Genomic DNA, 25,788 nt, shown 5'->3' with positions numbered 1-25,788 from the left:
CCACAGGTTTTGCACTGCCTGTGTGGGAGCTGGCTTGCCTGCGAATGGCCGCAAAGCGGCCCACCTGATTCGAATACAGCTGCCAGCAGCACTGCAGCTGTAAATCACAAGAATAAAAAGATCCGAGGTGTTGCATGTCCGAGCTATCCACAGCGCGCATCCCCGACGCACCCGCCTTTCAGCGTTTGCCCCTCTTGCAACTGATCCTGGTCGGTTTGCAACATGTTCTGCTGATGTACGGTGGTGCCATCGCGGTACCGCTGATCATCGGACAGGCCGCTGGCCTGAGTCGTGAAGAAATCGCCTTCCTGATCAACGCCGACCTGCTGGTGGCGGGTATCGCCACCATCGTCCAGTCCCTCGGCATCGGTCCCATGGGCATTCGCATGCCGGTGATGATGGGCGCCAGTTTCGCCGCCGTCGGCAGCATGGTCGCCATGGCCGGCATGCCCGGTATCGGCCTGCAGGGGATCTTCGGCGCGACCATCGCCGCCGGGTTCTTCGGCATGATCATCGCCCCGTTCATGTCCAAGGTCGTGCGCTTCTTCCCGCCGCTGGTGACCGGTACGGTCATCACCTCGATCGGTTTGTCGCTGTTCCCCGTGGCCGTGAACTGGGCCGGCGGCGGTGCCAGCGCCGCTGAGTTCGGATCCCCCATTTATCTGGCCATCGCCGCACTGGTGCTGGGCACCATTCTGTTGGTGCATCGCTTCATGCGGGGTTTCTGGGTCAACATCTCTGTCCTGATCGGTATGTGCCTGGGCTACGTGCTCTGCGGCCTGATCGGCATGGTTGACCTGAGCGGCATGAGTCAAGCGCCATGGCTGCAATTCGTCACCCCGCTGCATTTCGGCATGCCGAAATTCGAGCTGGCACCGATCCTGTCCATGTGCCTGGTGGTGGTGATCATTTTCGTTGAGTCCACCGGGATGTTTCTTGCGCTGGGCAAGATCACCGGCCAGGAAGTCTGCCCACGGATGCTGCGTCGCGGCTTGCTGTGCGATGCCGGCGCCTCGTTTTTCGCCGGCTTCTTCAACACCTTCACCCACTCCTCCTTCGCTCAGAACATCGGCCTGGTGCAAATGACCGGCGTGCGTTGCCGCTCGGTGACCATCGTTGCCGGCGGGTTGCTGATCGTCCTGAGCCTGCTGCCCAAAGCCGCGTTTTTGGTGGCGTCGATTCCTCCGGCAGTACTGGGCGGCGCAGCGATTGCGATGTTCGGCATGGTCGCCGCCACCGGGATCAAAATCCTCCAGGAAGCCGACATCGGTGACCGTCGCAACCAGTTGCTGGTGGCGGTGAGCATCGGCATGGGCCTGATCCCGGTTGTACGCCCGGAGTTTTTCGCCCACCTGCCCGTGTGGATGAGCCCGATCACCCACAGCGGCATCGCCATGGCCACCCTCAGCGCGCTGACGCTGAACCTGTTGTTCAACATCTTTGGTGGCGCCGAACGCGCGGCCATCAACGACTGCCAGGCTCACACCCATTGATCTGACGGATAACCAAGGGGGCCTGCCTGTGGCCAGCCCCCTGGCCACAACCTGCGCCTCAAAAATAAAAACAAGAGGGAGCAACAGATGATTCGGACACAAACCAACCTGCTGTTGGGTGCTGGCCTGCTGGCCGCGAGTCAGGCCATGGCCGGCGATCTACTGCTGTGGCAGACCAACAGCCTGAGCTACCTGTATGGCAAGAACTTCGCGATCAACCCGGCGATCCAGCAGACGATCACCTTCGAACACGCTGACCGCTGGAAGTACGGCGACAACTTCATGTTCATCGACAGCACCTACTACAACGGCGAGCAAGACCGAAACAAAGGCGTTCACGCCTATTACGGCGAGTTCAGTCCGCGCCTCTCCTTCGGCAAGATCCTCGACCGCCGTTTCGAATTCGGCCCGATCAAGGACGTGCTGCTGGCCATGACCTACGAGAACGGCGAAGACGACACCGAGGCCTACCTGATCGGTCCCGGTTTCGATCTCGCGGTACCGGGCTTCAACTTTTTCACCCTGAACTTCTATTACCGCCAGACCGAAGGCTCGCGCCCTGGCGATGATGTCTGGCAAATCAGCCCGGCCTGGTCCTACACCCTGCCACTGGGCAACTCAAACCTGTTGATCGACGGCTACATCGACTGGGTGGTGGATAACGACCAGAACGCCCGCGGCACCTATCACGCCAACCTGCACTTCAACCCGCAGATCAAATACGACCTGGGCAAAGCCCTGGGTTGGCGCGAGAAACAGGTGTATGTCGGCACCGAATACAGCTACTGGAAAGACAAATACGGCGTCCAGGACAGCTCCCGTTTCAACACCAATGAAAACACCGCCAGCCTGCTGGTAAAGGTGCACTTCTGATGCTGCTCTGCAACCGTGCCCCACACCTGTCGTCGGTGCGCCGTTGCGGAGCACTTGAGACCTGGCCGAGGAGTCAGTATTCTCCGCGGCCGCCCAAATCCGGTTTAAAAAAAAGCCCGGATGTAAAACCTGACCAGAAAGCCAACTTATCCCGGCTCTGGCAGGCACCAAGGCACTCCAAAACCCCTCTCAATCGACCGCTCTTGAGCCGCCGAACGGGAGTTTTTTTGCTTTTTGAAAGCCTTGGCCCAGCTCTTGCTAACAGCACTAAAGCTGACCGAATGGATGATTTTTTACCGCTAAAGAAACAGGCGCCACACCAGAGCGCCGACCTTAAAAAAATAACGTGGAACCACCTACTTTTTGGGAGCAACCGAATGAAACGTACGTGCACTAGCCTGATGCTGGCGGGATCATTGCTGGCGGGGGGTCAGGCCATGGCCGGCGACTTGCTGCAATGGCAAAACAACAGCCTGTCCTACCTTTACGGCAAGGACTTCCAGGTCAACCCGCGCATCCAGCAGACGGTGACCTTTGAACACGCCGACGGTTGGAAATACGGCGACAACTTCTTCTTCATCGACAAGATCTTCTACAACGGCAAGGAAGACCATTTCGCGGGCGAGAACAGCCATTACGGCGAGCTCAGTCCGCGCCTGTCGTTCAACAAGATCTTCGACCAGAAGTTCGAGTTCGGCCCGATCAAGGACGTGCTGCTGGCCATGACCTACGAGTTTGGTGAAGACGATACCGAGTCGTACCTGATCGGTCCTGGTTTCGACCTGGCCATCCCGGGCTTCGATTACTTCCAGTTGAACTTCTACAACCGGCACACCGAAGGCGACCGCCCGGGCGACGACATCTGGCAGGTCTCGCCGGTCTGGTCCTACACCATTCCGGTGGGTGGCTCGGACGTGCTGATCGACGGTTTCATGGACTGGGTGGTCGACAACGATGTCAACAGCAAAGGCGAATACCACGCCAACCTGCACTTCAATCCGCAGGTCAAATATGACCTGGGCAAGGCGTTGAATCTGGGTGCCAAGCAGCTGTACGTCGGTGTCGAGTATGACTACTGGAAAAACAAGTACGGGATTGAAGACAGCCAGGGCTTCAAGACTGATCAGAGTGTGACCAGTTTCCTGGTCAAGGTTCACTTCTGATTTAAGAAGCTTCGCGAGCAGCCTCGCTCCCACAGGGATTTTCGTCGTATATAAGTTTTGTGTCCGACAAGGTTCCACTGTGGGAGCGAGCCTGCTCGCGAAAGCCTCACCACAAATCTCAAACCGAAAGCACAGGCTCTGCCAACCCCAGAAACCGGCACAACTCCCCCCGCTTGGCCAACGCATCACGCCGCCCCAGCTCGATCAACTCGCTGCAATACCCCGCCTCGAACAATAGATAGCTCAGCACCCCCGCCCCGCTGGTCTTGGTCGCACCCGGCCCGCGCAGAAACAGGCGCAGTGCCGCCGGCAATTCCTGACGATGGCGCGCAGCAATCTCATCGATCGGCTGGCTCGGCGAAATCACCAGTACGTCCACTGGCGCCACGCCCAAAGCGCGGGTCGGCGTGCCGTCGGGCATCAGGTGACTGAACTGGTTCAGGCGCTGCAACAGCTCGATGTCGCTTTCCAGGCTGTCAATGAACGTACTGTTGAGCATGTGCCCGCCGATCTGCGCCAGGGTCGGCTGCTGACCGGTGTAGCTGCGCAACAAGGGTTGTTGCGGGTCGACCCCGCGGGGGTTGCCGCTGACGCCCACCACCAGCACCCGACTGGCGCCCAGATGCAGCGCCGGACTGATCGGCGCCGACTGCCTCACCGCGCCATCACCGAAATACTCTTCGTCGATTTTCACCGGAGCGAACAGCAGCGGAATGGCCGAACTGGCGAGCAGGTGTTCAACGGACAAGCGGGTGGGAACGCCGATGCGTCGATGGCGCAACCAGGCATCGATCTTGCCGCCGCCCTCATAGAAGGTGACTGCCTGGCCGGACTCATAGCCGAACGCGGTGACCGCCACCGCGTGCAATTGCTTCTGTGCGATCGCTTCGGCGATGCCGCCCATATGCAGTTTGTCGTTGAGCAAATCCCGTAGCGGCGAGCTGTTGAGCAGCGCCACCGGCACCTGGGCACCGATGCCGAGCAAACTGTGGCTGACAAAGCGGCTGGCCTGGCGAATCACCCCGGGCCAGTCGCTACGCAACACCAGATGACTGCGAAAGCCCTGCCAGAAGGCCGTCAGGCGTTCGATGGCGTTACGAAAGTCCATTGCACCGCTGGCGAGGCTGACGGCGTTGATCGCGCCCGCCGAGGTGCCGACGATCACCGGAAACGGATTGCGTGCCCCCGGCGGCAGCAATTCGGCAATCGCCGCCAGCACCCCGACCTGATAGGCCGCCCGAGCCCCGCCACCGGAAAGAATCAACCCTGTTACCGGTTCAACTGGACTCATGCACAACTCTCCATGGTGCTTGATGGGATTTCGTTGTTTCGACCTATTCCCTTGTAGGAGCGAGCTTGCTCGCGATGGTAGCCAAGATAACGCTGGGCGGCTGACACCCCGCGGCGTTTTCACGACCATCGCGAGCAAGCTCGCTCCTACAGGGGATCGGGATTCAACCGCGCTTGGCGTACAGCTTGGGCTCGCCCGGTGGACGACTCTTGAAGCGGCGGTGGGCCCACAGGTATTGCTCGGGATGCTCGCGCAGAACGCTTTCGATCCATTGGTTGATGCGCAGGCAGTCCTCTTCTTCGGTTTCGCCGGGGAAGCCTTCGAGCGGCGCATGGATCACCAGGCGATAACCGCTGCCGTCCGCCAGACGCTCCTGGGTGAACGGCACCACCAGCGCCTTGCCCAGCCGCGCAAACTTGCTCGTGGCGGTAACGGTCGCGGCCTGAATGCCGAACAGCGGCACGAAAATGCTTTGCTTGGCGCCGTAGTCCTGATCCGGTGCGTACCAGATCGCCCGGCCCGAGCGCAGCAATTTGAGCATGCCGCGCACGTCTTCGCGTTCTATCGCCAGCGAGTCGAGGTTGTGCCGCTCGCGGCCCTGGCGCTGGATGTAGTCGAACAGCGGATTCTTGTGCTCGCGGTACATGCCGTCGATGGTGTGCTGCTGACCGAGCAACGCCGCGCCGATTTCCAGCGTCGTGAAGTGCAGGGCCATCAGGATCACGCCCTTGCCTTCGCGCTGGGCCTGCTGCAAATGCTCCAGCCCTTCGATATGAGCGAGATTGGCCAGGCGCTTGCGCGACCACCACCAGCTCATCGCCATCTCAAAGAAAGCGATACCGGTGGAGGCGAAGTTTTCCTTGAGCAGGTGTTTGCGTTCGGCGGTGGTTTTTTCAGGAAAACACAGCTCCAGATTGCGCTTGGCAATGCGCCGTCTGTCGCCGGCCACTCGATACATCAAAGCGCCCAGTACACGACCGATCCACAGCAGTGCCGGGTACGGCAACTGGACGATCAGCCACAACAGCCCCAGGCCACACCACAGCGGCCAGAAACGTGGAGATAGAAATACTTTTCGAAAACGCGGGCGATCCATTAATGCTTCCGGAATGACAATGGCCGCGCATTCTACATCGTTCGACCCGGCTTGCGGCCTGCGGGCGTTCTCGTTATAAGTCTCGGCACTTTTAGTGACAAGTCGTTGTATGCCGACCATGAGCCAAACCGAACCGCTAGACCAAGATCCCGTGTTCCAGTTGAAGGGCAGCATGCTGGCCATTACGGTGCTGGAACTGGCCCGTAACGACCTCGAAAGCCTCGATCGACAACTGGCCGCCAAGGTCGCCCTGGCGCCCAACTTCTTCAGCAACGCGCCGCTGGTACTGGCCCTGGACAAACTCCCGGCCAACGAAGGCGCGGTCGATCTGCCAGGGCTGATGCGCGTTTGCCGCCAGCATGGCCTGCGTACCCTGGCGATCCGCGCCAGCCGCATCGAAGACATTGCCGCCGCCATTGCGGTGGATTTGCCAGTACTGCCACCGTCCGGCGCCCGGGAGCGTCCACTGGACCTGACCGAAGGCGAACCGAAGAAAAAACCGGAAAAACAGCCTGAACCGACCATCAAGCCGACGAAAATCATCACCTCGCCAGTACGCGGTGGCCAGCAGATTTATGCCCAGGGCAGCGATCTGGTGGTGATCTCCTCGGTCAGCCCGGGGGCGGAACTTCTCGCCGATGGCAACATCCATGTATACGGCCCGATGCGTGGTCGCGTGTTGGCCGGCGTCAAGGGCGACACCAAGGCGCGGATTTTCTGTCAGCAAATGAGTGCTGAACTGATTTCCATCGCCGGGCATTACAAGGTTTCCGAAGATCTGCGCCGCGACCCTCTATGGGGTTCGGGTGTGCAGGTCAGCCTGTCCGGCGACGTGTTGAACATCATTCGGCTTTAACGGATACTGCCGCATTTTCCAAGCATCTCTAAAACGTAGCGAAAACGGCTCAAACGAAGTAGGAAAAAGGCCGAAAGCAGTGTTTACCGGGGGTAAACGCCGCTCAAACCGGATTCCAGCCAAGGCTGTCCGACTGCAGTAGTTTTTCAGGAGATGTTTTTCAGGGACTGAAAAGTCCTTCTTCCTTAGGGGTGAAACACCTTGGCCAAGATTCTCGTGGTTACATCCGGCAAGGGTGGTGTGGGTAAGACCACCACCAGCGCCGCTATCGGTACCGGCCTCGCTCTGCGCGGCCACAAAACAGTGATCGTCGACTTCGACGTGGGCTTGCGTAACCTCGACCTGATCATGGGTTGCGAGCGCCGCGTGGTGTATGACTTCGTCAACGTGGTCAACGGCGAAGCCAACCTGCAACAGGCCCTGATCAAAGACAAGCGCCTGGAAAACCTCTACGTGCTGGCCGCCAGCCAGACCCGCGACAAAGACGCGCTGACCGTCGAAGGCGTGGAAAAAGTCCTGATGCAACTCAAGGAAGACTTTGAGTTCGTGGTCTGCGACTCCCCGGCAGGCATCGAGAAAGGCGCCCACTTGGCCATGTACTTCGCCGATGAAGCGATCGTCGTGACCAACCCGGAAGTCTCCTCGGTACGCGACTCCGACCGCATGCTCGGCCTGCTGGCCAGCAAGTCCCGTCGCGCCGAACGCGGCGAAGACCCGATCAAGGAACACCTGCTGATTACCCGCTATCACCCGGAACGTGTGAGCAAAGGCGAAATGCTCGGCGTAGAAGACGTCAAGGAAATCCTTTCGGTGACCCTGCTCGGCGTGATCCCTGAATCCCAGGCGGTGCTCAAGGCATCCAACCAGGGTGTTCCGGTGATTCTCGACGACCAGAGCGATGCCGGCCAGGCCTACAGCGATACCGTTGACCGCCTGCTGGGCAAGACCGTGGATCATCGATTCCTTGATGTACAGAAGAAGGGATTCTTCGAGCGCCTGTTTGGAGGCAACTAAGCAATGAACCTTTTTGACTTCTTTCGTGCCAACAAAAAGCAAAGCACCGCGTCGGTAGCGAAAGAGCGTCTACAGATCATCGTGGCGCACGAACGCGGCCAACGCAGTACCCCGGACTACCTGCCGGCCTTGCAGAAGGAACTGGTCGAGGTGATCCGCAAGTACGTCAATATCGGGTCCGATGACGTGCATGTCGCACTGGAAAGCCAGGGCAGCTGCTCGATTCTGGAACTCAATATCACCCTGCCAGATCGCTGAGTCGATCCGGCTGGAGCCACGGCGGCTCAGGTCCCTTCTGCAACCGGAAGGGACCTGAGCCGCCGTTGGCGTTTGTTACGAGGCTGTTTTAATGCCGTTGTCCAACATCCACATCATCCATCAGGATGCCGCCGTACTGGTGGTGAACAAACCGACCCTGTTGCTCTCTGTCCCTGGCCGGGCCGATGACAACAAGGACTGCCTGATTACCCGCCTGCAGGAAAACGGCTACCCGGAAGCGCGAATCGTCCACCGGCTGGACTGGGAGACTTCCGGCATCATCCTGCTGGCCCGCGATCCGGATACCCATCGCGAGCTGTCCCGGCAATTTCACGACCGCGAAACCGAAAAGGCCTACACCGCCCTGTGCTGGGGTCAGCCGGAACTGGACAGCGGCAGCATCGACCTGCCGTTGCGCTACGACCCGCCGACCAAGCCACGGCATGTGGTCGATCATGAATTCGGCAAACATGCGCTGACCTTCTGGCGCGTGCTCGAACGTTGTGGCGACTGGTGCCGCGTTGAGCTGACACCGATCACCGGCCGTTCCCACCAGTTGCGCGTGCACATGCTCTCGATTGGCCATCCGCTGCTGGGTGACGGGCTTTATGCCCATGAACAGGCTTTGGCGGCCTGGCCGCGTCTGTGCCTGCACGCCAGCATGCTCAGCTTCACCCACCCGCAGACCGGCGAGCGCCTGCGCTTCGAGTGCCCGGCACCATTCTGAAAATGTTGGAGCGGGCTTGCTCGCGAAAGCGGTGTATCAGACATGCAAATGTCGACTGACACTCCGTCTTCGCGAGCAAGCCCGCTCCCACAGGGTGCTCCTTCACATTCATCTTCGCTGTCCACTCCAACATCAGGCTGCCGCCAATTCCCTGACCAATACGTTAAACTGGCGCCACTGCTGTCTGGAGCTACTTTATGCGCGAAGAGTTGAACCAAGGCCTGATCGATTTTCTCAAGGCCTCCCCTACCCCGTTCCATGCCACCGCCAGCCTTGTTCAGCGTCTGGAAGCGGCGGGCTATCAACGCCTCGACGAGCGCGAGCCGTGGAATACCGAAGCCAACGGTCGCTACTACGTCACCCGCAACGACTCTTCGATTGTCGCGATCAAGATGGGCCGCCATTCACCGTTGCACGGCGGCATTCGCCTGGTCGGCGCCCACACCGACAGCCCGTGCCTGCGCGTCAAGCCGCAACCGGAGCTGCAACGCCAGGGCTTCTGGCAACTGGGCGTCGAAGTCTATGGCGGCGCGCTGCTGGCGCCATGGTTCGACCGTGACCTGTCCCTGGCGGGCCGCGTAACCTTCCGGCGTGATGGCAAGGTCGAGAGCCAGTTGATCGACTTCAAGGCACCGGTCGCGATCATTCCGAACCTGGCGATCCACCTCAATCGTGAAGCCAACATGGGCTGGGCCATCAACGCCCAGACCGAACTGCCGCCGATCCTCGCGCAATTTGCCGGTGACGAGCGCGTGGACTTCCGCGCAGTGCTCACCGACCAGCTCGCCCGCGAACACGGCCTGAATGCCGACGTGGTGCTCGATTACGAGCTGAGTTTCTACGATACCCAAAGCGCTGCGGTCATTGGCCTGCATGGCGATTTCATCGCCGGCGCGCGCCTGGACAACCTGCTGTCGTGCTATGCCGGTCTGCAAGCGCTGCTCACGGCCGACACCGGCGAAACCTGCGTGCTGGTCTGCAACGACCACGAAGAAGTCGGTTCCTGCTCGGCCTGCGGTGCCGACGGCCCGATGCTTGAGCAAACCTTGCGTCGCTTGATGCCTGAAGGTGATGAATTCGTACGCACCATTCAGAAATCCCTGCTGGTTTCGGCTGACAACGCCCACGGCGTGCACCCGAACTACGCCGACAAACACGACGCCAACCACGGCCCGAAACTCAACGCCGGCCCGGTGATCAAGGTCAACAGCAACCAGCGCTACGCCACCAACAGCGAAACCGCCGGGTTCTTCCGACACCTGTGCATGGCTGAAGAAGTGCCGGTGCAAAGCTTCGTGGTGCGCAGTGACATGGGCTGTGGTTCGACCATCGGCCCGATCACCGCCAGCCACCTGGGCGTGCGCACCGTGGACATCGGTTTGCCGACGTTCGCCATGCACTCGATCCGCGAACTGTGCGGCAGCCATGACCTGGCGCATCTGGTCAAGGTACTGAGCGCGTTCTACGCCTGCCGCGAGTTGCCGTAAACCTTAAAAAGCATCGCGAGCAGGCTCGCTCCCACATTGGATTTCATTTCAAATGTGGGAGCGACGGTGCGGCGATCCGACTTGCTCGCGATGACGGCAGCACAGACACCCCAACACCATGATCAAATCGACTCACCTCTGATACACATCACACCGGCCGCGTCAAAAGCGGCCTAGACTTCAAGTATCCCTTCGACAAGGCTGTCTCCATGATTTCGATGTCTTCCTTCCACGCCATGCTGATTCCGATTCTTGCCGGGATGCTCCTGCTGGCCGTCGGTTTCAACTTTCGCGATAAAAATGCCGGTGTGTTTGCCATGTGGATCGGCATGCTGACCATTCTCGCCACCGTGGTGATCAAGATCCTCGCCAAACTCAACGAATAATTCATCGCCCTTGGCTCGCATTGATTTTGACGGGCTCGTACACTCGGTCGATCCGCTCCCTGCGAGGTTGACCGCCTAGTGTTCGCTCGTCTTTTTGCCCTGCCGTGTATTGTCCTTGTCTGCCTGATGACGCTGCTGTCAGTGACGCCTGCCCAGGCGGCCGGCCTGCCAGGCCTGCTCAACAGCCAGGCCAAGGCGCAGCCCGAAGCACAGGAACCGCTGGGACAATCCCTGGACGAAGTGATCAAGTCACTGGAAAACGACCAGCAACGCAGCAAGCTGCTGGCCGACCTGAAAAAGCTCCGCGACACCACCAAACAAGCCCAGCCGATGACCGAAGAAGGCGTGCTGGGCCTGATTGGCGGAACCCTGACCACTATCGAGAAGAAATTTACCGGCGACGACAGCCCGCTCACGCGCTGGTCCAGTGAGTTCGATCAGGCCAGGGAAGAACTGGTGGCGCTGGCGCTGCCGGCCAATGAATGGCTGCCCATGCTGTTCGCCTTTGCCATGATCCTGATGATCTGGAGCCTGCTGGCCGCCGCCCTGATCTGGATCAGCCACCGAGTGCGGATGCGTTTCGGCCTGACCGAAGAACTGCCGCAGCACCCCCGGGCCCTGGACATGTTGCGTTTTGCGCTGCGAAAACTCGGACCGTGGCTGATCGCCCTGGTGATCACGGTCTACATGAGCTACGCCCTGCCCTCGTCCCTGGGCAAGAGCCTGGCGATGGTGCTGGCCTATGCACTGGTGGTCGGCACCTGCTTCTCGGCCATCTGCGTGATTGCCTTTTCCCTGCTCGACGGCCCACACCGCCACCGCGCCCTGTACATCCTGCGGCACCAGGCGTTTCGGCCGCTGTGGCTGATCGGCAGCTTCGCCGCGTTTGGCGAAGCGCTGAGCGATCCGCAATTGGTCAACAGCCTCGGCAGCCATCTGGCCCACACCGCCGCGACTGTCGCCAATGTCCTGGCAGCGCTCTCCACGGGGCGCTTCATCCTGCGCTTCCGCCGGCCGATCGCCCACCTGATCCGCAATCAGCCGCTGTCCCGACGCCTGACCCGCCGCGCCCTTAACGACACCCTGTCGATTCTCGGCACCTTCTGGTACGTACCGGCGCTGGTGCTGGTGGCCGTTTCCCTGTTCGCGACGTTCATTTCCGCCGGCGACACCAGCACCGCCCTGCGCCAGTCGCTGATCTGTACCGTCTTGCTGGTGCTGTGCATGGTCATCAACGGCCTGGTACGCCGCCACGCCCTCAAACCCCAGCGAGGCATACGACGTTACGCCGTGTATTCGGAACGGCTGAAAAACTTCTTCTACACCATCGTCCACCTGTTGGTGTGGCTGGCCTTCATCGAACTCGGCCTGCGGGTCTGGGGCATGTCGTTGATCCGCTTTACCGAAGGCGATGGCCACGAAGTCAGTGTCAAACTGTTCAGCCTCGCCGGCACGCTGCTGTTCGCCTGGTTGATCTGGATTCTCAGCGATACCGCCGTGCATCACGCTTTGACCCGCTCGCGCAAAGGCCTGGCCAACGCCCGCGCGCAGACGATGATGCCGCTGATCCGCAACGTGCTGTTCGTGGCCATTTTTATCGTCGCGATGATTGTCGCCCTGGCGAACATGGGCATGAACGTCACGCCACTGCTGGCCGGTGCCGGTGTGATCGGCCTGGCCATCGGTTTTGGCGCGCAATCGCTGGTAGCCGACCTGATTACCGGGTTGTTCATCATCATCGAAGACTCCCTGGCCATCGACGACTACGTGGATGTCGGCGGCCACCTCGGCACGGTCGAAGGCCTGACCATCCGCACCGTGCGCCTGCGGGACATCGATGGCATCGTCCACACCATTCCGTTCAGTGAAATCAAAAGCATCAAGAACTACTCCCGGGAATTCGGCTACGCGATCTTCCGGGTAGCAGTGCCCGCCAGCATGGACATCGACAACGCAATCAAACTGATGCGCGAAGTCGCCCAGAAAATGCGCACCGATCCGTTGCAGCGACGCAATATCTGGTCGCCGCTGGAGTTTCAGGGGGTGGAAAGTTTCGAGTCGGGCAACGCGATCCTTCGCGCCCGCTTCAAGACCGCGCCAATCAAGCAGTGGGAAGTATCGCGAGCGTTCAACCTGTCGCTCAAGCGACACATGGATGAAGCCGGACTGGATCTGGCGACACCGCGGATGAGTATTCAGGTGATCACTGCAGGTGGCGGCCAGCAGGAGTAGGAGCTGCCGCAGGCTGCGATCTTGTGATTTTGGCCTTTAAAGGATCGCAGCCTGCGGCAGCTCCTACAAAAGCAGCGTCAGACCACATCCACCCCGACATGAATCGCATCATGCCGCCAGAACTCCAGGTCGCAGTCGATCAGGCGTTCATGCTGGTCATAGTTGACCCGGGCAATCCGCAAGCCCGGGCTGCCCACCGACACCTTCAACGCCGCCGCCGCATCCACTGACAACGCCGTGGGCACAATCTCGAAGCGCACCCGCCCGTAGTGCAAGTCGTAATGCCGCGCGTACAACTCGGTGATCGACTGATTCAAATCGAAATCGAGGATCCCTGGAAAGTACTGCGGGTTCAGATAGTGCTCCACATACAACACCAGTCGCCCATCGATCCGCCGTGAACGGCAGATCTGAATCACGCTCGACAGCGCTGGCAATTGCAGCCAGGCACACACCGCCGCCGATGCCGGTTGCAATCGCGCCGAAATCACTTCGGTGGACGGCACCCGCCCCTGAGCGCTGACCATCGCGTGAAAGTGGCTGCGCTGCATGAGGTTGTAGGCCAGGCGTGGGGGCGAGACGAACCAGCCGCGACGCTCCTCGCGATAAATCTGCCCCTGTGACTCCAACTGCAACAACGCTTCACGCAAAGTGATCCGCGTGGTGCCGAACAATTCACTGAGCTTGCGCTCGGCCGGCAATTTGCTGCCGGGGGTCAACAGTCCGTGGTCGATCTGCTCCTGAAGCACTTGGCCGATGGCTGTTACCGCTTTTGTTGCCTCTTCACGCATCAACGTTTCCTTTCTGGACTAGACCAGCACCATTTCAGGGCAGAACCACAGCGTAAACCGGCTCATTCAATAGTCTGCAAGCGTAGGCAGTGCAGATGACCGAAATGTGACAAAGCTGCCCAACGGTCGCCATTCTCTGGCCTCAACAACCTGCAATTCATCGGCCAAGTCCCTTGCCTTCCGGGGCCTTGACCATGGTCTACGCTTAGCAGGCCAGTCGCGATACCGCTGAACAAAAAGTCATTCCGGGCGACGAACGACATCAAAGTGTCATCCAGCCCCCTTAAATTGGCTCAGGTATTGCTGACCTAGACCAACACAAACCGCAATCGCAGCGTTGAACACGACCCAAGGAGCTTCGGAATGAAAAAGTTTTTCCTGGCATCACTGTTAGGCTCGACCATCGCAATGTGCACCGCCGCCATGGCGGCCGATGATCTGAAAACCCTGGAAGCCGCTGCAAAAGCGGAAGGCGCCGTCAACAGCGTCGGCATGCCCAATGACTGGGCCAACTGGGCCGGCACCTGGAAAGACCTGAGCGACAAGTACGGCCTCAAGCACATCGATACCGACATGAGTTCGGCCCAGGAAATCGCCAAGTTCGCCGCGGAAAAAGACAACGCCAGCGCCGACATCGGCGACGTCGGTGCAGCGTTCGGCCCGATCGCAGTCAAGCAAGGCGTGGTCCAGCCTTACAAGCCTTCGACCTGGGATCAGATTCCGGCCTGGGCCAAGGACAAGGACGGCAACTGGGCACTGGCTTACACCGGCACCATCGCTTTCGTCGTCAACAAGAAGTTGCTGCACGGTTCCGAAGTGCCGACCAAGTGGGCTGACCTCAAGACCGGCAAGTACAAGGTTTCCATCGGTGACGTGAGCACTGCTGCCCAGGCTGCGAACGGCGTACTGGCCGCGGCGCTGGCCAATGGTGGCGACGAGAAAAACCTCAAGCCTGCCCTGGATCTGTTCGCCGACATCGCCAAGCAGGGTCGCCTGTCGATGTCCAACCCGGTCATTGGTGCCATGGAAAAAGGCGAAATCGAAGTCGGCGTGGTCTGGGACTTCAACGGCCTGAGCTACAAGGCCAAGATGGCCAATCCGGATGATTACGTGGTGCTGATCCCGTCCGACGGCTCGGTGATTTCCGGCTACACCACCATCATCAACAAGTACGCGAAAAACCCGAACGCCGCCAAGCTGACCCGCGAATACATCTTCAGCGACGCCGGCCAGATCAACCTGGCCAAGGGCAACGCCCGTCCGATCCGTGCCGAATACCTGACCCTGCCAGCCGAGGTGCAGGCCAAGCTGCTGCCTAACGAGCAGTACAAGAAGGTCACGCCGATCAAGGACGCGGACGCTTGGGAAAAGACCTCCAAGGCCCTTCCTCAGAAGTGGCAGGAAGAAGTCATTATCAATATGCAGTAACCGGGTAGGTCCCCATTTCGGGACCTGATGGAGATCCAAATGTGGGAGCGGGCTTGCTCGCGAAGGCGGTGTGTCAGTCAGCTTCAATGTTGAATGAACGACCGCATTCGCGAGCAAGCCCGCTCCCACAAGGGATTGGTTGTGTACTTGAATCATCTGTTTCACGGAGTTTTGCCCCTATGAAGCACAACGTCATCCTTGTCGTGCTCGACGGCCTCAACTACGAGGTCGCCCGCCACGCCATGGGGCACCTGCAGGCTTACGTCGGCACCGGACGTGCCGCACTCTACAAACTGGAGTGCGAGTTGCCAGCCCTGTCCCGCCCGCTGTACGAATGCATCCTGACCGGCGTCGCGCCCATCGACAGCGGTATCGTCCACAACAACGTCTCGCGCCTGTCCAATCAGCGCAGCATCTATCACTACGCCACCGACGCAGGTCTTGTCACCGCGGCGGCGGCCTATCACTGGGTCAGTGAGCTGTACAACCGTTCGCCCTTCGTCGCGGCCCGGGATCGTCACACCGATGACCCGCAACTGCCGATCCAGCACGGGCATTTCTACTGGAACGATCACTACCCGGATTCTCACCTGTTCGCCGACGCTGAAAACCTGCGCCTGCGCCACACGCCGAATTTCCTGTTGATCCACCCGATGAACATCGACGACGCCGGGCACAAGCACGGCCTCGACACCCCGCAGTACCGCAACAGTGCTCGCTCGGCCGACATCATCCTGGCCGACTACCTGCAAGGCTGGCTCGATGCCGGCTATCAGGTGCTGGTCACCGCCGACCACGGCATGAACAACGACCGCTCCCACAACGGCCTGCTGCCGGAAGAACGTGAGGTGCCGCTGTTCGTTCTCGGTGACGCGTTCAGCTTCGACGCCGGTGCCGCGCCGAAACAGACCGAGATCTGCGGCACCGTCTGCCAGTTGCTCGGCGTGCCCCACGACAAACCGGTCTGCCGGGAGCTGTTGAAGTGAATGCCATGACCCGCAGTAAATGGCTGGCAGCCTTATGCCTGGTCCCGTTCGCGCTGTTCTTCATCGTGTTCGAAATCGCACCGCTGACCTGGGTGATGATCAACAGCCTGCAATCGGAAGAATTCGGCTGGGGCCTGGCCAACTTCAGCAAGATCTTCAGCTCGAAGTTTTACCTGCAGGCCATCCAGTACAGCCTTGAGATCAGCTTCTGGTCCAGCGTGCTGGGGATCGTCATCGCGATTCTGGGCGCCTATTCCCTGCGCCGGGTCGATTCGAAACTGCGCAACTTCGTCAACGCCTTCGCCAACATGACCAGCAACTTCTCCGGTGTGCCCCTGGCCTTCGCGTTCATCATTCTGCTCGGCTTCAACGGCAGCTTCACCATCATGCTCAAGCAGGCCGGGATCATTGAAGACTTCAATCTGTACTCGAAAACCGGGTTGATCATTCTCTACACCTACTTCCAGATTCCCCTCGGTGTGCTGCTGCTCTACCCAGCCTTCGACGCCCTGCGCGAAGACTGGCGCGAGTCCGCCGCGCTGCTCGGCGCCAATGGCTGGCAGTTCTGGCGCCACATCGGTCTACCGGTGCTGACCCCAGCGCTGCTCGGCACGTTCGTGATCCTGCTGGCCAACGCCCTCGGCGCCTATGCCACGGTGTACGCACTGACCACCGGCAACTTCAACGTTTTGCCGATCCGTATTGCAGCGATGGTCTCGGGTGACATCTCCCTCGACCCGAACCTGGCCAGTGCCCTGGCCGTGGTGCTGGTAGCGTTGATGACCCTGGTGACCATCGTCCATCAACTGCTGTTGAAGAGGAGCTACCATGTCTCGCGTTGAATTGGGGCCTGTCGGCATCTACCATCGCGTGGTGGTTTACCTGCTGTTTGCCATTATGTTGCTGCCGCTGGTCGGCACCTTTATCTATTCGATTTCCAGCAGTTGGTCGGCCACCATTCTGCCCAGCGGCTTCAGTATCAAATGGTATGCGCAGCTGTGGAGCGATCCGCGTTTTCTGAGCGCTTTCGGCCAGTCGCTGCTTGTCTGCGTCGGCGCCCTTGTTCTGGCGGTGGTATTGATTCTACCGCTGCTGTTCGTGGTGCATTACCACTTCCCGAAACTCGACGCGCTGATGAACATCCTGATCCTGCTGCCCTTCGCCGTGCCGCCGGTGGTGTCGTCGGTGGGGCTGTTGCAGCTCTATGGTTCCGGACCGTTCGCCATGGTCGGGACGCCGTGGATCCTGATCGGTTGCTACTTCACCGTGGCGCTGCCGTTCATGTACCGGGCGATCACCAACAACCTGCAGGCGATCAACCTGCGCGACCTGATGGACGCCGCCCAGTTGCTCGGCGCCAGCACCTGGCAAGCCGCCTTCCTGGTGGTGCTGCCGAACCTGCGCAAGGGCTTGATGGTGGCACTGCTGCTGTCGTTCTCGTTCCTGTTCGGTGAGTTCGTGTTCGCCAACATCCTCGTCGGCACCCGTTACGAAACCCTGCAGGTCTACCTCAACAACATGCGCAACAGCAGCGGTCATTTCACCAGTGCGCTGGTGATTTCCTACTTCTTCTTTGTGCTGGTTCTGACCTGGATTGCCAATATCTTGAACAGGGACAAAAGCGAATGAGCTATGTCAGCGTCCAACATCTTCAGAAAAGCTTCGCGGGCACCACGGTGTTCAGCGATATCAATTGCGAAATCCAGAAAGGTGAGTTCGTCACCCTGCTCGGCCCGTCCGGTTGCGGCAAATCCACCCTCCTGCGCTGCATTGCCGGCCTGACTTCGGTGGATGGCGGCAAGATCCTGCTCGATGGCGCTGATATCGTGCCGGTGAGCCCGCAGAAACGCGGGATCGGCATGGTGTTCCAGAGCTATGCACTGTTCCCCAATATGACCGTGGAACAGAACGTCGCCTTCGGCCTGCGCATGCAAAAGGTCAATGCCGATGACAGCCGTAAACGCGTCGCCGAAGTGCTCAAACTGGTGGAGCTCAATGACTTTGCCGCGCGTTACCCGCATCAGCTCTCGGGGGGCCAGTGCCAACGCGTCGCCCTCGCCCGCTCCCTGGTGACCCGCCCGCGCTTGTTGCTGCTCGACGAACCGTTGTCAGCCCTGGACGCACGGATTCGCAAGCACCTGCGCGAACAGATTCGTCAGATCCAGCGCGAACTCGGCCTGACCACGATTTTCGTCACACACGATCAGGAAGAAGCCCTGACCATGTCCGACCGGATTTTCCTGATGAATCAGGGAAAAATCGTACAAAGCGGCGACGCCGAAACCCTCTATACCGCGCCGGTGGACGTGTTCGCCGCTGGTTTCATCGGCAACTACAACCTGCTGGATGCCGACAGCGCTTCGAAGCTGTTGCAGCGACCGATCAGCAAGCGCATCGCCATTCGCCCGGAAGCCATCGAACTGAGCCTTAACGGCGAACTGGACGCACAGATACGCAGCCACAGCCTGCTGGGCAACGTGATTCGCTACCGGGTCGAAGCCCGGGGCGTGGAATTGGTGGTGGATGTGCTGAACCGCTCGGCGGCCGACCTGCATCCCGATGGTCAGCGGCTGGCGCTTTCCATCGATCCGACGGCCCTGTGTGAGGTAGCCTGATGCCTTTGCTTATGCTCAAGAGAGAACTGCACTGATGGCCCTGGCAATTTTTGATCTGGACGAAACCCTGATCCACGGCGACTGCGCCTCACTGTGGAGCGAGCAAATGGTCCGCCTCGGCTGGGTCGATGGCGAATCGTTCCTGCGTCGCGACAAGGATTTGATGGATGCCTACGGCCGGGGCCATCTGGCCATGGAGGACTACATGGCCTTCAGCCTGGAACCGTTGATTGGTCGTACGCCTGAAGAAGTCGCGCACCTGGTTGGTCCGTGGGTGGAGGACTACATCGAGCCGATCATTTTCAGTGACGCCACCAAAGCCATCGCCGCGCATCGCAAGGCCGGCGACCGGATCCTGGTGATCTCGGCCTCGGGCACGCATCTGGTCGGCCCCATCGCTGAGCGCCTTGGCATCGACGAGATTCTCGGTATCGAACTGGAAGTGACTCATGGCGTTTACAGCGGCCATACCGTCGGCACCCTGACCTACCGCGAAGGCAAGATCACTCGCTTGCTGGAGTGGCTGGATGCAGAAGAGGAAAACCTTGAAGGCGCGAGTTTCTATTCCGACTCACGCAATGACCTGCCGCTATTGCTGAAGGTGGATTACCCCCACGTGGTCAACCCGGATCCGGTGTTGCGCGAGCAGGCTGAAAAGGCTGGCTGGCCGATTCATACCTGGAAATAACGCAAGCCCCCCTGTGGGAGCGGGCTTGCTCGCGAAGGCGTCGAATCAGTCAATACATCGTTGAATGACACACCGCTTTCGCGAGCAAGCCCGCTCCCACAGGTTCAGTGTTGTCAGCTCAGACTTTCATCAATCACCAACACCACCTTCCCCGCCACGGTATTACTCGCCAGCTCGGCAAACGCCGTCTCGGCATCCTTGATCGGGAATGTCCTGGCCAGTTGCGGGCTCAAGCGTCCCTCGGCAAACAGCGGCCACACGTGCTGGCTCAGATCACTGAACAGATCCGCCTTGAATTGATCGTCACGGCTGCGCAGGGTCGAACCCAGCAACTGCACACGCTTGGCCAGCACCTGGGCCAGATCCAGCTTGGCCTCGCGGCCGCCCATCAGACCGATCAACACCCAACGGCCATCCTGGGCCAGCAGCTTGAGGTTCAAAGCCGCGTAATTGCCGCCCACCGGGTCGAGAATCACGTCGAACGGCCCCAGATCCCGCAGGCTCTCCAGATCGTCATTACGCACCACGCCGCCCTGGGCCCCCAGCGCTTCGCAGTACGCCAGTCGCTCGGCGGAGCCAACACTGACCCAACACGGGTTGCCGAAGGCCTTGCACAGCTGAATGGCCGCTGAACCAATTCCACTTGCCCCGGCATGCAGAAGAACTTTCTGACCCGGTTTGAGCGCAGCCAGTTGAAACAGATTCAGCCAGACAGTTGCATAAACCTCGGGCAATGCTGCCGCTTCAACCAGTGACATTCCGTCGGGAACCGGCAGCACGTGCCGCCCGTCGACAACCACCTCTTCGGCCATCCCGCCCCCGGCCAGCAAGGCGCAAACCCGATCGCCAATCTGCCAGGAGGACCCGGCGCCAACCTCGCTGATCACGCCCGAGCACTCTAGACCAAGCACTTGGCTAGCCCCCGGCGGCGGCGGATAAAGGCCTGCCTTCTGCAATAAATCGGCGCGATTGAGACCCGCTGCCGACACTCGGATACGAACTTGCCCTACATCGCATGTAGGACTCGGCTCATCAACCCACACCACTCGACCGTCAACGCCTTGCAATGCTTTCACAGTGCCTCCATAGTGAGTCTGGACTGAGCCCGAAGCTATAGCGCCGGGCTTTTTGCATTATGCGACCGGCTCCCAAAGAACCGGCGACTTCAAAGACGGCCTAATATGCGTTATCAATTGTCCCCGCGTCGAATCAGCATGAAGCATCTGTTCCCCAGCACTGCCCTCGCCTTATTCATCGGTATCGGCTTGCTGCCGATGTCGAGCAATACTTTCGCAGCCAATAGCTGGGACAAGCTTCAACCCGATCGTGACGAAGTGATCGCCAGCCTGAACGTCGTGGAGTTGCTCAAGCGCCACCACTACAGCAAGCCGCCACTCGATGACGCACGCTCGGTGATCATCTACGACAGCTACCTCAAGCTGCTGGATCCGTCGCGCAGCTACTTCATGGCCAGCGACATTGCCGAATTCGACAAGTGGAAGACGCAGTTCGACGATTTCCTCAAGAGCGGCGACCTGAACGCCGGGTTCACCATCTACAAGCGCTACCTGGACCGCGTAAAGGCGCGTCTGGACTTCGCCCTTGCCGAGCTGAACAAGGGCGTCGACAAGATCGACTTCACCACCAAGGAAACCTTGCTGATCGACCGCAAGGACGCCCCTTGGCTCAAATCCACCGCAGAACTCGACGACCTGTGGCGCAAACGCGTCAAGGACGAAGTCCTGCGTCAGAAGATCGCCGGCAAGGATTCCAAGCAGATCCAGGAAACCCTGACCAAGCGCTACAAGAACCAGTTGGCGCGCCTGGACCAGACCCGCGCGGAAGACATCTTCCAGGCGTACATCAACACCTTCGCCATGTCCTACGACCCGCACACCAACTATCTGTCGCCGGATAACGCGGAGAACTTCGACATCAACATGAGCCTGTCCCTCGAGGGCATCGGCGCCGTGTTGCAGAGCGATAACGACCAGGTGAAAGTCGTGCGCCTGGTGCCGGCAGGTCCGGCGGACAAGACCAAGCAGGTTGCACCGGCCGACAAGATCATCGGCGTTGCCCAGGGCAACAAGGAAATGGTCGACGTCGTGGGCTGGCGCCTGGACGAAGTGGTCAAGCTGATCCGTGGTCCGAAGGGCACCGTGGTGCGCCTGGAAGTCATCCCGGCCAGCAATGCGCCGAACGACCAGACCACCAAGATCGTGCCGATCACCCGTGAAGCGGTGAAGCTTGAAGATCAGGCCGTGAAAAAATCGGTCTTGAACCTGAAGCAGGACGGCAAGGACTACAAGCTCGGCATTATCGAAATCCCGGCGTTCTATCTGGACTTCAAGGCCTTCCGTGCCGGCGACCCGGATTACAAGAGCACCACCCGCGACGTCAAGAAACTGCTGACCGAGTTGCAGAAAGAGAAAGTCGACGGCGTGGTCATCGACCTGCGCAACAACGGCGGCGGTTCCCTGCAAGAGGCCACCGAGCTGACCAGCCTGTTCATCGACAAAGGCCCGACCGTGCTCGTGCGTAACGCCGATGGCCGTGTCGATGTCCTGGAAGATGAAAACCCGGGCGCGTTCTACAAAGGCCCGATGGCGTTGCTGGTCAACCGCTTGTCCGCCTCGGCTTCGGAGATTTTTGCCGGCGCCATGCAGGACTACCACCGCGCACTGATCATCGGCGGCCAGACCTTTGGCAAAGGCACCGTGCAGACCATTCAGCCGCTCAACCATGGCGAGCTGAAACTGACCCTGGCCAAGTTCTACCGGGTTTCCGGGCAGAGCACCCAGCATCAGGGCGTCTTGCCGGACATCGATTACCCGTCGCTCATCGACACCAAGGAAATCGGTGAAAGCGCCCTGCCGGAAGCCATGCCGTGGGACACCATCAAGGCGGCGATCAAGCCTGCGCTCGACCCCTTCAAGCCGTACATTTCGCAGCTCCAGTCCGAGCATGACGTGCGTACAGCCAAGGATGCGGAGTTCGTGTTCATCCGCGACAAGCTGGCCCTGGCGCAGAAGCTGATGACCGAGAAAACCGTCAGCCTCAATGAAGTCGAGCGTCGTGCCCAGCACGCCGACATCGAAGCCAAACAGCTGACCATGGAAAACATCCGTCGCAAGGCCAAGGGCGAAGAACCGCTCAAAGAGCTGAAGAAAGAAGACGAGGACGCCATTGCGGCCGAGGATGACAAGACCAAACCGGAAGACGACGCATACCTCAGCGAAACCGGGCGGATTCTGCTGGACTACCTGAAACTCAACACGGCAGTGGCCAAGCACTGAGTTTTCACAAGCAACTGATGGCAATTTAATGTTTACGCTCCCCGGAGCGTCATCAAACAGTCATCACTCTGTCGTGAAATAAAGGACCGGGCGTGCTCTTTTTACCAAGGGCACGCTCGGTCCTTTTTTATCGCCAGAGATCGCCATGACCACAACCGAACAGCTGAGTGCCTTGAGCTCGATCCTGAGTCAAAGCGGTTTGCACAGCCTGTTCCAACCGATCATCAGCCTCTCTGAACGGCGCATTCTCGGCTACGAAGCCCTCAGTCGCGGCCCCTCCAACAGCCCGCTGCACTCCCCTGTCGCCCTGTTCGCCGTCGCCCGCCAGGCCGGACGCCTGAGCGAGCTGGAAATTGCCTGCCGCGAAAGCGCTTGCCGACGCTTCAATGAGCAACAACTGCCTGGCATGTTGTTCCTTAACGTGTCCCCGGAGTCCCTGCTCGAAGCGGCCCATCAACCGGGGCGCACCCTGCAATTGCTGCAGGATTTCGGCATTGCGCCGAGCCAGGTGGTCATCGAGCTCACGGAACAGACGCCGACGGATGATTTCCAGCTGTTGCAAACCGCCCTGCATCACTATCGGGCGATGGGGTTTTCGATTGCACTGGATGATCTGGGGGCGGGCTATTCGAGTTTGCGCTTGTGGTCCGAACTGCGGCCCGATTACGTGAAAATCGACCGGCATTTCATTGATGGCATTCATCAGGACGCGCTCAAGCGCGAGTTCGTCGGCTCGATCCTGCAAATCGCCAAGGCCTCGCGGGCGCAAGTCATCGCCGAAGGTATCGAGCTCCAGGAAGAACTCACGGTGCTGACCGAAATGGGCGTGGACCTGGTGCAGGGCTATCTGCTCTGCCGCCCCCAGGAACACCCGCCACGGGAGGCCCGGGCATTGATGCCCCGACAGGACAGCATCGCCGTTGTCCTGAGCGAAGACGGCAGCGACCTCAGCGCCCTGCTCAACGAGCTGCCCGCGGTGAACCGGGACACCCCGACCGCCACGGTGCTCGAAGCCTTTCGCCGCCAGGCCAACCTGAACTCGCTGGCAGTCCTGGATGAACAGGGTCAGCCCTGCGGCATTGTCCATCGTCATTCGCTCTCCGACGCCCTGCTCAAGCCCTTTGCCACCGACCTGTTCGCCCGCAAGCCCATCAGCCGCCTGATGAACGATGACTTCCTCGCCGTCGAACTGAGCCAGTCCCTGCAACAGGTCAGCCGCCTGATCACCAGCCGTGCCCGCCAGCGCATCGAAGAAGATTTCATCATCACCCTCAACGGCGGTTATCTGGGGTTGGGCCGGGTGATTGACGTGCTCAAGCTGATCACGGAACTGAAGATCCAGCAGGCCCGCTATGCCAACCCGCTGACCTTGCTTCCGGGCAACGTGCCGATCCAGCAATGCCTGACGCGGCTTCTGCAACAGCGACGGGAATCGGTGATCTGCTACGTGGACATTGATAGCTTCAAACCCTTCAACGACATCTACGGCTATGGTCGCGGCGACGAAGTCCTGCTGTGCCTGGCGCAATGCCTGAACGACCGCGTCGACCCGTCCCGCGACTTCGTCGGCCATATTGGCGGTGATGATTTCCTGCTGGTACTCAGCCCGGAAGACTGGCGCAAACGCTTGAACCAGTTGCTCGACGACTTCCAGAGCCAGTGCCGACGCTTCTACCGCAGCGAACACCTGGAAGCCGGCTGCTTCATCGCACCCAATCGCCAGGGTCAGCGCCAGGAGTTTGCGTTGTTGTCGCTGTCGATCGGCGTGGTGCATTTGCATCCACAGGCCTGTGAACAACTCGATGCGAGCCAGTTAGCCGAGATGGCATCGCAGGCCAAGCACCATGCGAAGAATGTGCAGGGCTATAGCGTGTATGTGATTGATAGCCTGGTGGTTTCGACTGAAGATGAGGTGCTCGTTTCCGGGCATCGATAAGGGTGCTGTTCGGCATCACTGCAATCAACGAGGCGCAGAGGAAGACTTCAGCTCTTCGAGCTTGATCGCCGCCAACGGATGCCCGGCCTTCGCCGCGATCTCCCAGAATCGCGCCGCTTCGACCGGGTCCGGTGCCTTGCCCGCCGTCCCGGCCAGACTGATCACGCCCACTTGATACGCCGCCTTGCCATCGCCCGCCAAGGCCGCCAGGCGCAACAAACGCACGCCCTCCTCACGAGCACCGAGGCCGACGCCGCGAAACGTCAGGATGTGCCCATAGAAGCTCTGGGCGCCGACATCGCCCAGGTTGGCCATGCGTGCGAACTGGCCTTCGAGCCAGCGCCAGCCGCGTGGCTGACGGACAAACCATGGCCAGTGAAACAATCGGCGCGCGAGCCAGTAACCGGCCCGCGCCTTGAGTTGTAAAAACACTCAGGCCTCAGCCGATTCCGGGTATTCGTACTCGAACACCCGCACCACTTCCGAAGCATGCCAGGACGCGGCGGCAACGCCGTCCGAGGGCCCGGAAAAACGCCCGAGACGCTCGACACATTCAAAGAATCCGGTGCGCGGCAAGCGGCTGGCGCCCTGGCTGATCACCAGTGAACTGCGCAATGGTTGCTCCGCCCTGGCGTCCAGGGCCGCCAGATGCTCAAGGGCCGCCGTCAGGGTTTGCATGGCCGGAGTCGGCAACTGCAAACGTTCCAGTAATGCCCGATACGTCAACAGATGGCGCTGGCGACGCGCCTGATCCAGTTCGCCTAGCAATCCGTCCCAATGTTGACGACTGATGCGTACGCTCACGATTCATCCCTCCACCCCGGCACCGTCAATTCCCAGGCCAGGCTGCGACGAATCGCGGCGTCGGGCAGACGCTCGCCACTTTCGATCATGGCCAGGTAAGACGGGCTGATGCCTACCGTGCGGGCCAGCGCCTCTATGGCGATGCCCTTCCCTTCGCGCAAACTGCGTAGTTGATCCAGACCCGGAAGAATCGCGTCTGGTGTTGCCGCCTGAAGCTTCGTGGCTTGAGGTGACGCTTGCTCCTTGACCCCCGCTGCTTTCAGTAACGCCTGATACTGAGCCCATGGCAGAACCGCATATTCGGGTTCGCCTTCGCGTGTAATTATCTGAATATCCATGACTACCCCGTAGGACAACAACACTTAGCG

The 25,788-nt window shown here is 60.0% G+C and carries 25 protein-coding genes; 18 read left to right on the top strand and 7 right to left on the bottom strand.

The window, feature by feature from the left end; translation table 11 throughout:
* Positions 1–134 precede the first annotated feature (134 nt).
* The 3 genes from WHX55_RS08370 to WHX55_RS08360 all read left to right on the top strand — a co-directional run bounded on the left by WHX55_RS08370 (position 135) and on the right by WHX55_RS08360 (position 3,529).
* Complete coding sequence (locus tag WHX55_RS08370; protein WP_353742394.1) at positions 135–1,493, top strand: nucleobase:cation symporter-2 family protein; 1,359 nt, start codon at positions 135–137, stop codon at positions 1,491–1,493.
* 87 nt (positions 1,494–1,580) lie between these two features.
* Positions 1,581–2,366: an outer membrane protein OmpK gene (locus tag WHX55_RS08365; RefSeq protein ID WP_150759274.1), complete on the top strand. Its 786-nt coding sequence runs from the start codon at positions 1,581–1,583 to the stop codon at positions 2,364–2,366.
* Positions 2,367–2,743: 377 nt separating this feature from the next.
* Positions 2,744–3,529, top strand: a complete 786-nt coding sequence (locus WHX55_RS08360) for an outer membrane protein OmpK (protein WP_150724586.1) — start codon at positions 2,744–2,746, stop codon at positions 3,527–3,529.
* Positions 3,530–3,647: 118 nt separating this feature from the next.
* Here WHX55_RS08360 and WHX55_RS08355 read toward each other — a convergent pair whose 3' ends face one another.
* Together WHX55_RS08355 and WHX55_RS08350 are read right to left on the bottom strand one after the other, a co-directional pair.
* Positions 3,648–4,820, bottom strand: a complete 1,173-nt coding sequence (locus tag WHX55_RS08355; protein WP_353742393.1) for a patatin-like phospholipase family protein — start codon at positions 4,818–4,820, stop codon at positions 3,648–3,650.
* 163 nt (positions 4,821–4,983) lie between these two features.
* Positions 4,984–5,916: a lipid A biosynthesis lauroyl acyltransferase gene (locus WHX55_RS08350; RefSeq protein WP_353742392.1), complete on the bottom strand. Its 933-nt coding sequence runs from the start codon at positions 5,914–5,916 to the stop codon at positions 4,984–4,986.
* Between the two features lie 118 nt (positions 5,917–6,034).
* On the opposite strand from WHX55_RS08350, the gene minC reads away from it, so the two are divergent.
* The 7 genes from minC to WHX55_RS08315 all read left to right on the top strand — a co-directional run bounded on the left by minC (position 6,035) and on the right by WHX55_RS08315 (position 12,876).
* A complete protein-coding gene (gene minC, locus WHX55_RS08345; RefSeq protein ID WP_150724583.1) occupies positions 6,035–6,772 on the top strand; it encodes a septum site-determining protein MinC in 738 nt (245 codons plus the stop codon).
* Positions 6,773–6,973: 201 nt separating this feature from the next.
* On the top strand, positions 6,974–7,786 hold the full coding sequence (gene minD, locus WHX55_RS08340; protein WP_007974946.1) for a septum site-determining protein MinD: 813 nt from the start codon (positions 6,974–6,976) through the stop codon (positions 7,784–7,786).
* Positions 7,787–7,789: 3 nt separating this feature from the next.
* The gene (gene minE / locus WHX55_RS08335) at positions 7,790–8,044 is read left to right on the top strand and encodes a cell division topological specificity factor MinE (RefSeq protein ID WP_007974947.1); all 255 of its coding nucleotides are present in this window, start codon (positions 7,790–7,792) and stop codon (positions 8,042–8,044) included.
* A 91-nt stretch (positions 8,045–8,135) separates the two neighbouring features.
* A complete protein-coding gene (locus tag WHX55_RS08330; protein ID WP_090324073.1) occupies positions 8,136–8,771 on the top strand; it encodes an RluA family pseudouridine synthase in 636 nt (211 codons plus the stop codon).
* Between the two features lie 197 nt (positions 8,772–8,968).
* Entirely contained in the window at positions 8,969–10,258 is a 1,290-nt protein-coding gene (locus tag WHX55_RS08325; RefSeq protein ID WP_353742391.1) for a M18 family aminopeptidase, read from the top strand.
* 209 nt (positions 10,259–10,467) lie between these two features.
* Positions 10,468–10,644, top strand: a complete 177-nt coding sequence (locus WHX55_RS08320; RefSeq protein ID WP_015096128.1) for a hypothetical protein — start codon at positions 10,468–10,470, stop codon at positions 10,642–10,644.
* Positions 10,645–10,722: 78 nt separating this feature from the next.
* The gene (locus tag WHX55_RS08315; protein WP_150753349.1) at positions 10,723–12,876 is read left to right on the top strand and encodes a mechanosensitive ion channel family protein; all 2,154 of its coding nucleotides are present in this window, start codon (positions 10,723–10,725) and stop codon (positions 12,874–12,876) included.
* Between the two features lie 77 nt (positions 12,877–12,953).
* On the opposite strand, the gene WHX55_RS08310 is transcribed toward WHX55_RS08315, so the two are convergent.
* Positions 12,954–13,667 (bottom strand): UTRA domain-containing protein, encoded by a 714-nt coding sequence (locus WHX55_RS08310; RefSeq protein WP_150724580.1) that lies wholly within the window; start codon positions 13,665–13,667, stop codon positions 12,954–12,956.
* Positions 13,668–14,030: 363 nt separating this feature from the next.
* Between WHX55_RS08310 and WHX55_RS08305 the strand changes: the two genes are divergently transcribed.
* The 6 genes from WHX55_RS08305 to WHX55_RS08280 all read left to right on the top strand — a co-directional run bounded on the left by WHX55_RS08305 (position 14,031) and on the right by WHX55_RS08280 (position 19,384).
* The gene (locus WHX55_RS08305; RefSeq protein ID WP_150724579.1) at positions 14,031–15,095 is read left to right on the top strand and encodes an ABC transporter substrate-binding protein; all 1,065 of its coding nucleotides are present in this window, start codon (positions 14,031–14,033) and stop codon (positions 15,093–15,095) included.
* A 179-nt stretch (positions 15,096–15,274) separates the two neighbouring features.
* A complete protein-coding gene (locus WHX55_RS08300; RefSeq protein ID WP_150753352.1) occupies positions 15,275–16,081 on the top strand; it encodes an alkaline phosphatase family protein in 807 nt (268 codons plus the stop codon).
* A gap of 5 nt (positions 16,082–16,086) precedes the next feature.
* Complete coding sequence (locus WHX55_RS08295; RefSeq protein WP_191624998.1) at positions 16,087–16,923, top strand: ABC transporter permease subunit; 837 nt, start codon at positions 16,087–16,089, stop codon at positions 16,921–16,923.
* A complete protein-coding gene (locus WHX55_RS08290; RefSeq protein ID WP_150724576.1) occupies positions 16,910–17,710 on the top strand; it encodes an ABC transporter permease in 801 nt (266 codons plus the stop codon). Before WHX55_RS08295 ends, WHX55_RS08290 begins: the two co-directional genes overlap by 14 nt.
* Positions 17,707–18,696: an ABC transporter ATP-binding protein gene (locus tag WHX55_RS08285; RefSeq protein WP_150724575.1), complete on the top strand. Its 990-nt coding sequence runs from the start codon at positions 17,707–17,709 to the stop codon at positions 18,694–18,696. Before WHX55_RS08290 ends, WHX55_RS08285 begins: the two co-directional genes overlap by 4 nt.
* Before the next feature lie 34 nt (positions 18,697–18,730).
* Positions 18,731–19,384 carry an HAD family hydrolase gene (locus WHX55_RS08280; RefSeq protein WP_353742390.1) on the top strand — a complete coding sequence of 218 codons (654 nt, stop codon included), beginning with the start codon at positions 18,731–18,733 and terminating at the stop codon, positions 19,382–19,384.
* Positions 19,385–19,497: 113 nt separating this feature from the next.
* Here the strand turns inward: WHX55_RS08280 and WHX55_RS08275 are convergent, their stop codons facing one another.
* Positions 19,498–20,460, bottom strand: a complete 963-nt coding sequence (locus WHX55_RS08275; protein ID WP_353742389.1) for a zinc-binding dehydrogenase — start codon at positions 20,458–20,460, stop codon at positions 19,498–19,500.
* Positions 20,461–20,598: 138 nt separating this feature from the next.
* On the opposite strand from WHX55_RS08275, the gene WHX55_RS08270 reads away from it, so the two are divergent.
* Positions 20,599–22,680 (top strand): carboxy terminal-processing peptidase, encoded by a 2,082-nt coding sequence (locus WHX55_RS08270; protein ID WP_191624999.1) that lies wholly within the window; start codon positions 20,599–20,601, stop codon positions 22,678–22,680.
* Positions 22,681–22,825: 145 nt separating this feature from the next.
* On the top strand, positions 22,826–24,616 hold the full coding sequence (locus tag WHX55_RS08265; protein ID WP_150753356.1) for a bifunctional diguanylate cyclase/phosphodiesterase: 1,791 nt from the start codon (positions 22,826–22,828) through the stop codon (positions 24,614–24,616).
* Between the two features lie 24 nt (positions 24,617–24,640).
* On the opposite strand, the gene WHX55_RS08260 is transcribed toward WHX55_RS08265, so the two are convergent.
* Genes WHX55_RS08260 through WHX55_RS08250 form a run of 3 tightly spaced genes read right to left on the bottom strand, consistent with a single transcriptional unit; the run spans position 24,641 to position 25,758 of the window.
* Entirely contained in the window at positions 24,641–25,048 is a 408-nt protein-coding gene (locus tag WHX55_RS08260) for a sel1 repeat family protein (RefSeq protein ID WP_150753357.1), read from the bottom strand.
* Positions 25,049–25,420, bottom strand: coding sequence for a hypothetical protein (locus tag WHX55_RS08255; RefSeq protein ID WP_007898892.1), 372 nt, complete (start codon positions 25,418–25,420; stop codon positions 25,049–25,051). It abuts the gene before it with no gap.
* The gene (locus WHX55_RS08250) at positions 25,417–25,758 is read right to left on the bottom strand and encodes a helix-turn-helix transcriptional regulator (protein ID WP_150724569.1); all 342 of its coding nucleotides are present in this window, start codon (positions 25,756–25,758) and stop codon (positions 25,417–25,419) included. Before WHX55_RS08250 ends, WHX55_RS08255 begins: the two co-directional genes overlap by 4 nt.
* Positions 25,759–25,788 lie beyond the last annotated feature (30 nt).

Source organism: Pseudomonas fluorescens, assembly GCF_040448305.1.
Classification (GTDB): Bacteria; Pseudomonadota; Gammaproteobacteria; order Pseudomonadales; family Pseudomonadaceae; genus Aquipseudomonas; species Aquipseudomonas fluorescens_BH.
This window is presented reverse-complemented; position numbering and strand designations above follow the sequence as displayed.

Excerpts from the sequence above, each read along its gene's own strand:
- WHX55_RS08370 (WP_353742394.1), top strand. The coding sequence starts at position 135 with ATGTCCGAGCTATCCACAGCGCGCATCCCCGACGCACCCGCCTTTCAG.
- WHX55_RS08365 (WP_150759274.1), top strand. The coding sequence starts at position 1,581 with ATGATTCGGACACAAACCAACCTGCTGTTGGGTGCTGGCCTGCTGGCC.
- WHX55_RS08360 (WP_150724586.1), top strand. The coding sequence starts at position 2,744 with ATGAAACGTACGTGCACTAGCCTGATGCTGGCGGGATCATTGCTGGCG.
- WHX55_RS08355 (WP_353742393.1), bottom strand. The coding sequence starts at position 4,820 with ATGAGTCCAGTTGAACCGGTAACAGGGTTGATTCTTTCCGGTGGCGGG.
- WHX55_RS08350 (WP_353742392.1), bottom strand. The coding sequence starts at position 5,916 with ATGGATCGCCCGCGTTTTCGAAAAGTATTTCTATCTCCACGTTTCTGG.
- minC (WP_150724583.1), top strand. The coding sequence starts at position 6,035 with ATGAGCCAAACCGAACCGCTAGACCAAGATCCCGTGTTCCAGTTGAAG.
- minE (WP_007974947.1), top strand. The coding sequence starts at position 7,790 with ATGAACCTTTTTGACTTCTTTCGTGCCAACAAAAAGCAAAGCACCGCG.
- WHX55_RS08330 (WP_090324073.1), top strand. The coding sequence starts at position 8,136 with ATGCCGTTGTCCAACATCCACATCATCCATCAGGATGCCGCCGTACTG.
- WHX55_RS08325 (WP_353742391.1), top strand. The coding sequence starts at position 8,969 with ATGCGCGAAGAGTTGAACCAAGGCCTGATCGATTTTCTCAAGGCCTCC.
- WHX55_RS08320 (WP_015096128.1), top strand. The coding sequence starts at position 10,468 with ATGATTTCGATGTCTTCCTTCCACGCCATGCTGATTCCGATTCTTGCC.
- WHX55_RS08310 (WP_150724580.1), bottom strand. The coding sequence starts at position 13,667 with ATGCGTGAAGAGGCAACAAAAGCGGTAACAGCCATCGGCCAAGTGCTT.
- WHX55_RS08305 (WP_150724579.1), top strand. The coding sequence starts at position 14,031 with ATGAAAAAGTTTTTCCTGGCATCACTGTTAGGCTCGACCATCGCAATG.
- WHX55_RS08300 (WP_150753352.1), top strand. The coding sequence starts at position 15,275 with ATGAAGCACAACGTCATCCTTGTCGTGCTCGACGGCCTCAACTACGAG.
- WHX55_RS08295 (WP_191624998.1), top strand. The coding sequence starts at position 16,087 with ATGACCCGCAGTAAATGGCTGGCAGCCTTATGCCTGGTCCCGTTCGCG.
- WHX55_RS08290 (WP_150724576.1), top strand. The coding sequence starts at position 16,910 with ATGTCTCGCGTTGAATTGGGGCCTGTCGGCATCTACCATCGCGTGGTG.
- WHX55_RS08285 (WP_150724575.1), top strand. The coding sequence starts at position 17,707 with ATGAGCTATGTCAGCGTCCAACATCTTCAGAAAAGCTTCGCGGGCACC.
- WHX55_RS08280 (WP_353742390.1), top strand. The coding sequence starts at position 18,731 with ATGGCCCTGGCAATTTTTGATCTGGACGAAACCCTGATCCACGGCGAC.
- WHX55_RS08270 (WP_191624999.1), top strand. The coding sequence starts at position 20,599 with ATGAAGCATCTGTTCCCCAGCACTGCCCTCGCCTTATTCATCGGTATC.
- WHX55_RS08265 (WP_150753356.1), top strand. The coding sequence starts at position 22,826 with ATGACCACAACCGAACAGCTGAGTGCCTTGAGCTCGATCCTGAGTCAA.
- WHX55_RS08250 (WP_150724569.1), bottom strand. The coding sequence starts at position 25,758 with ATGGATATTCAGATAATTACACGCGAAGGCGAACCCGAATATGCGGTT.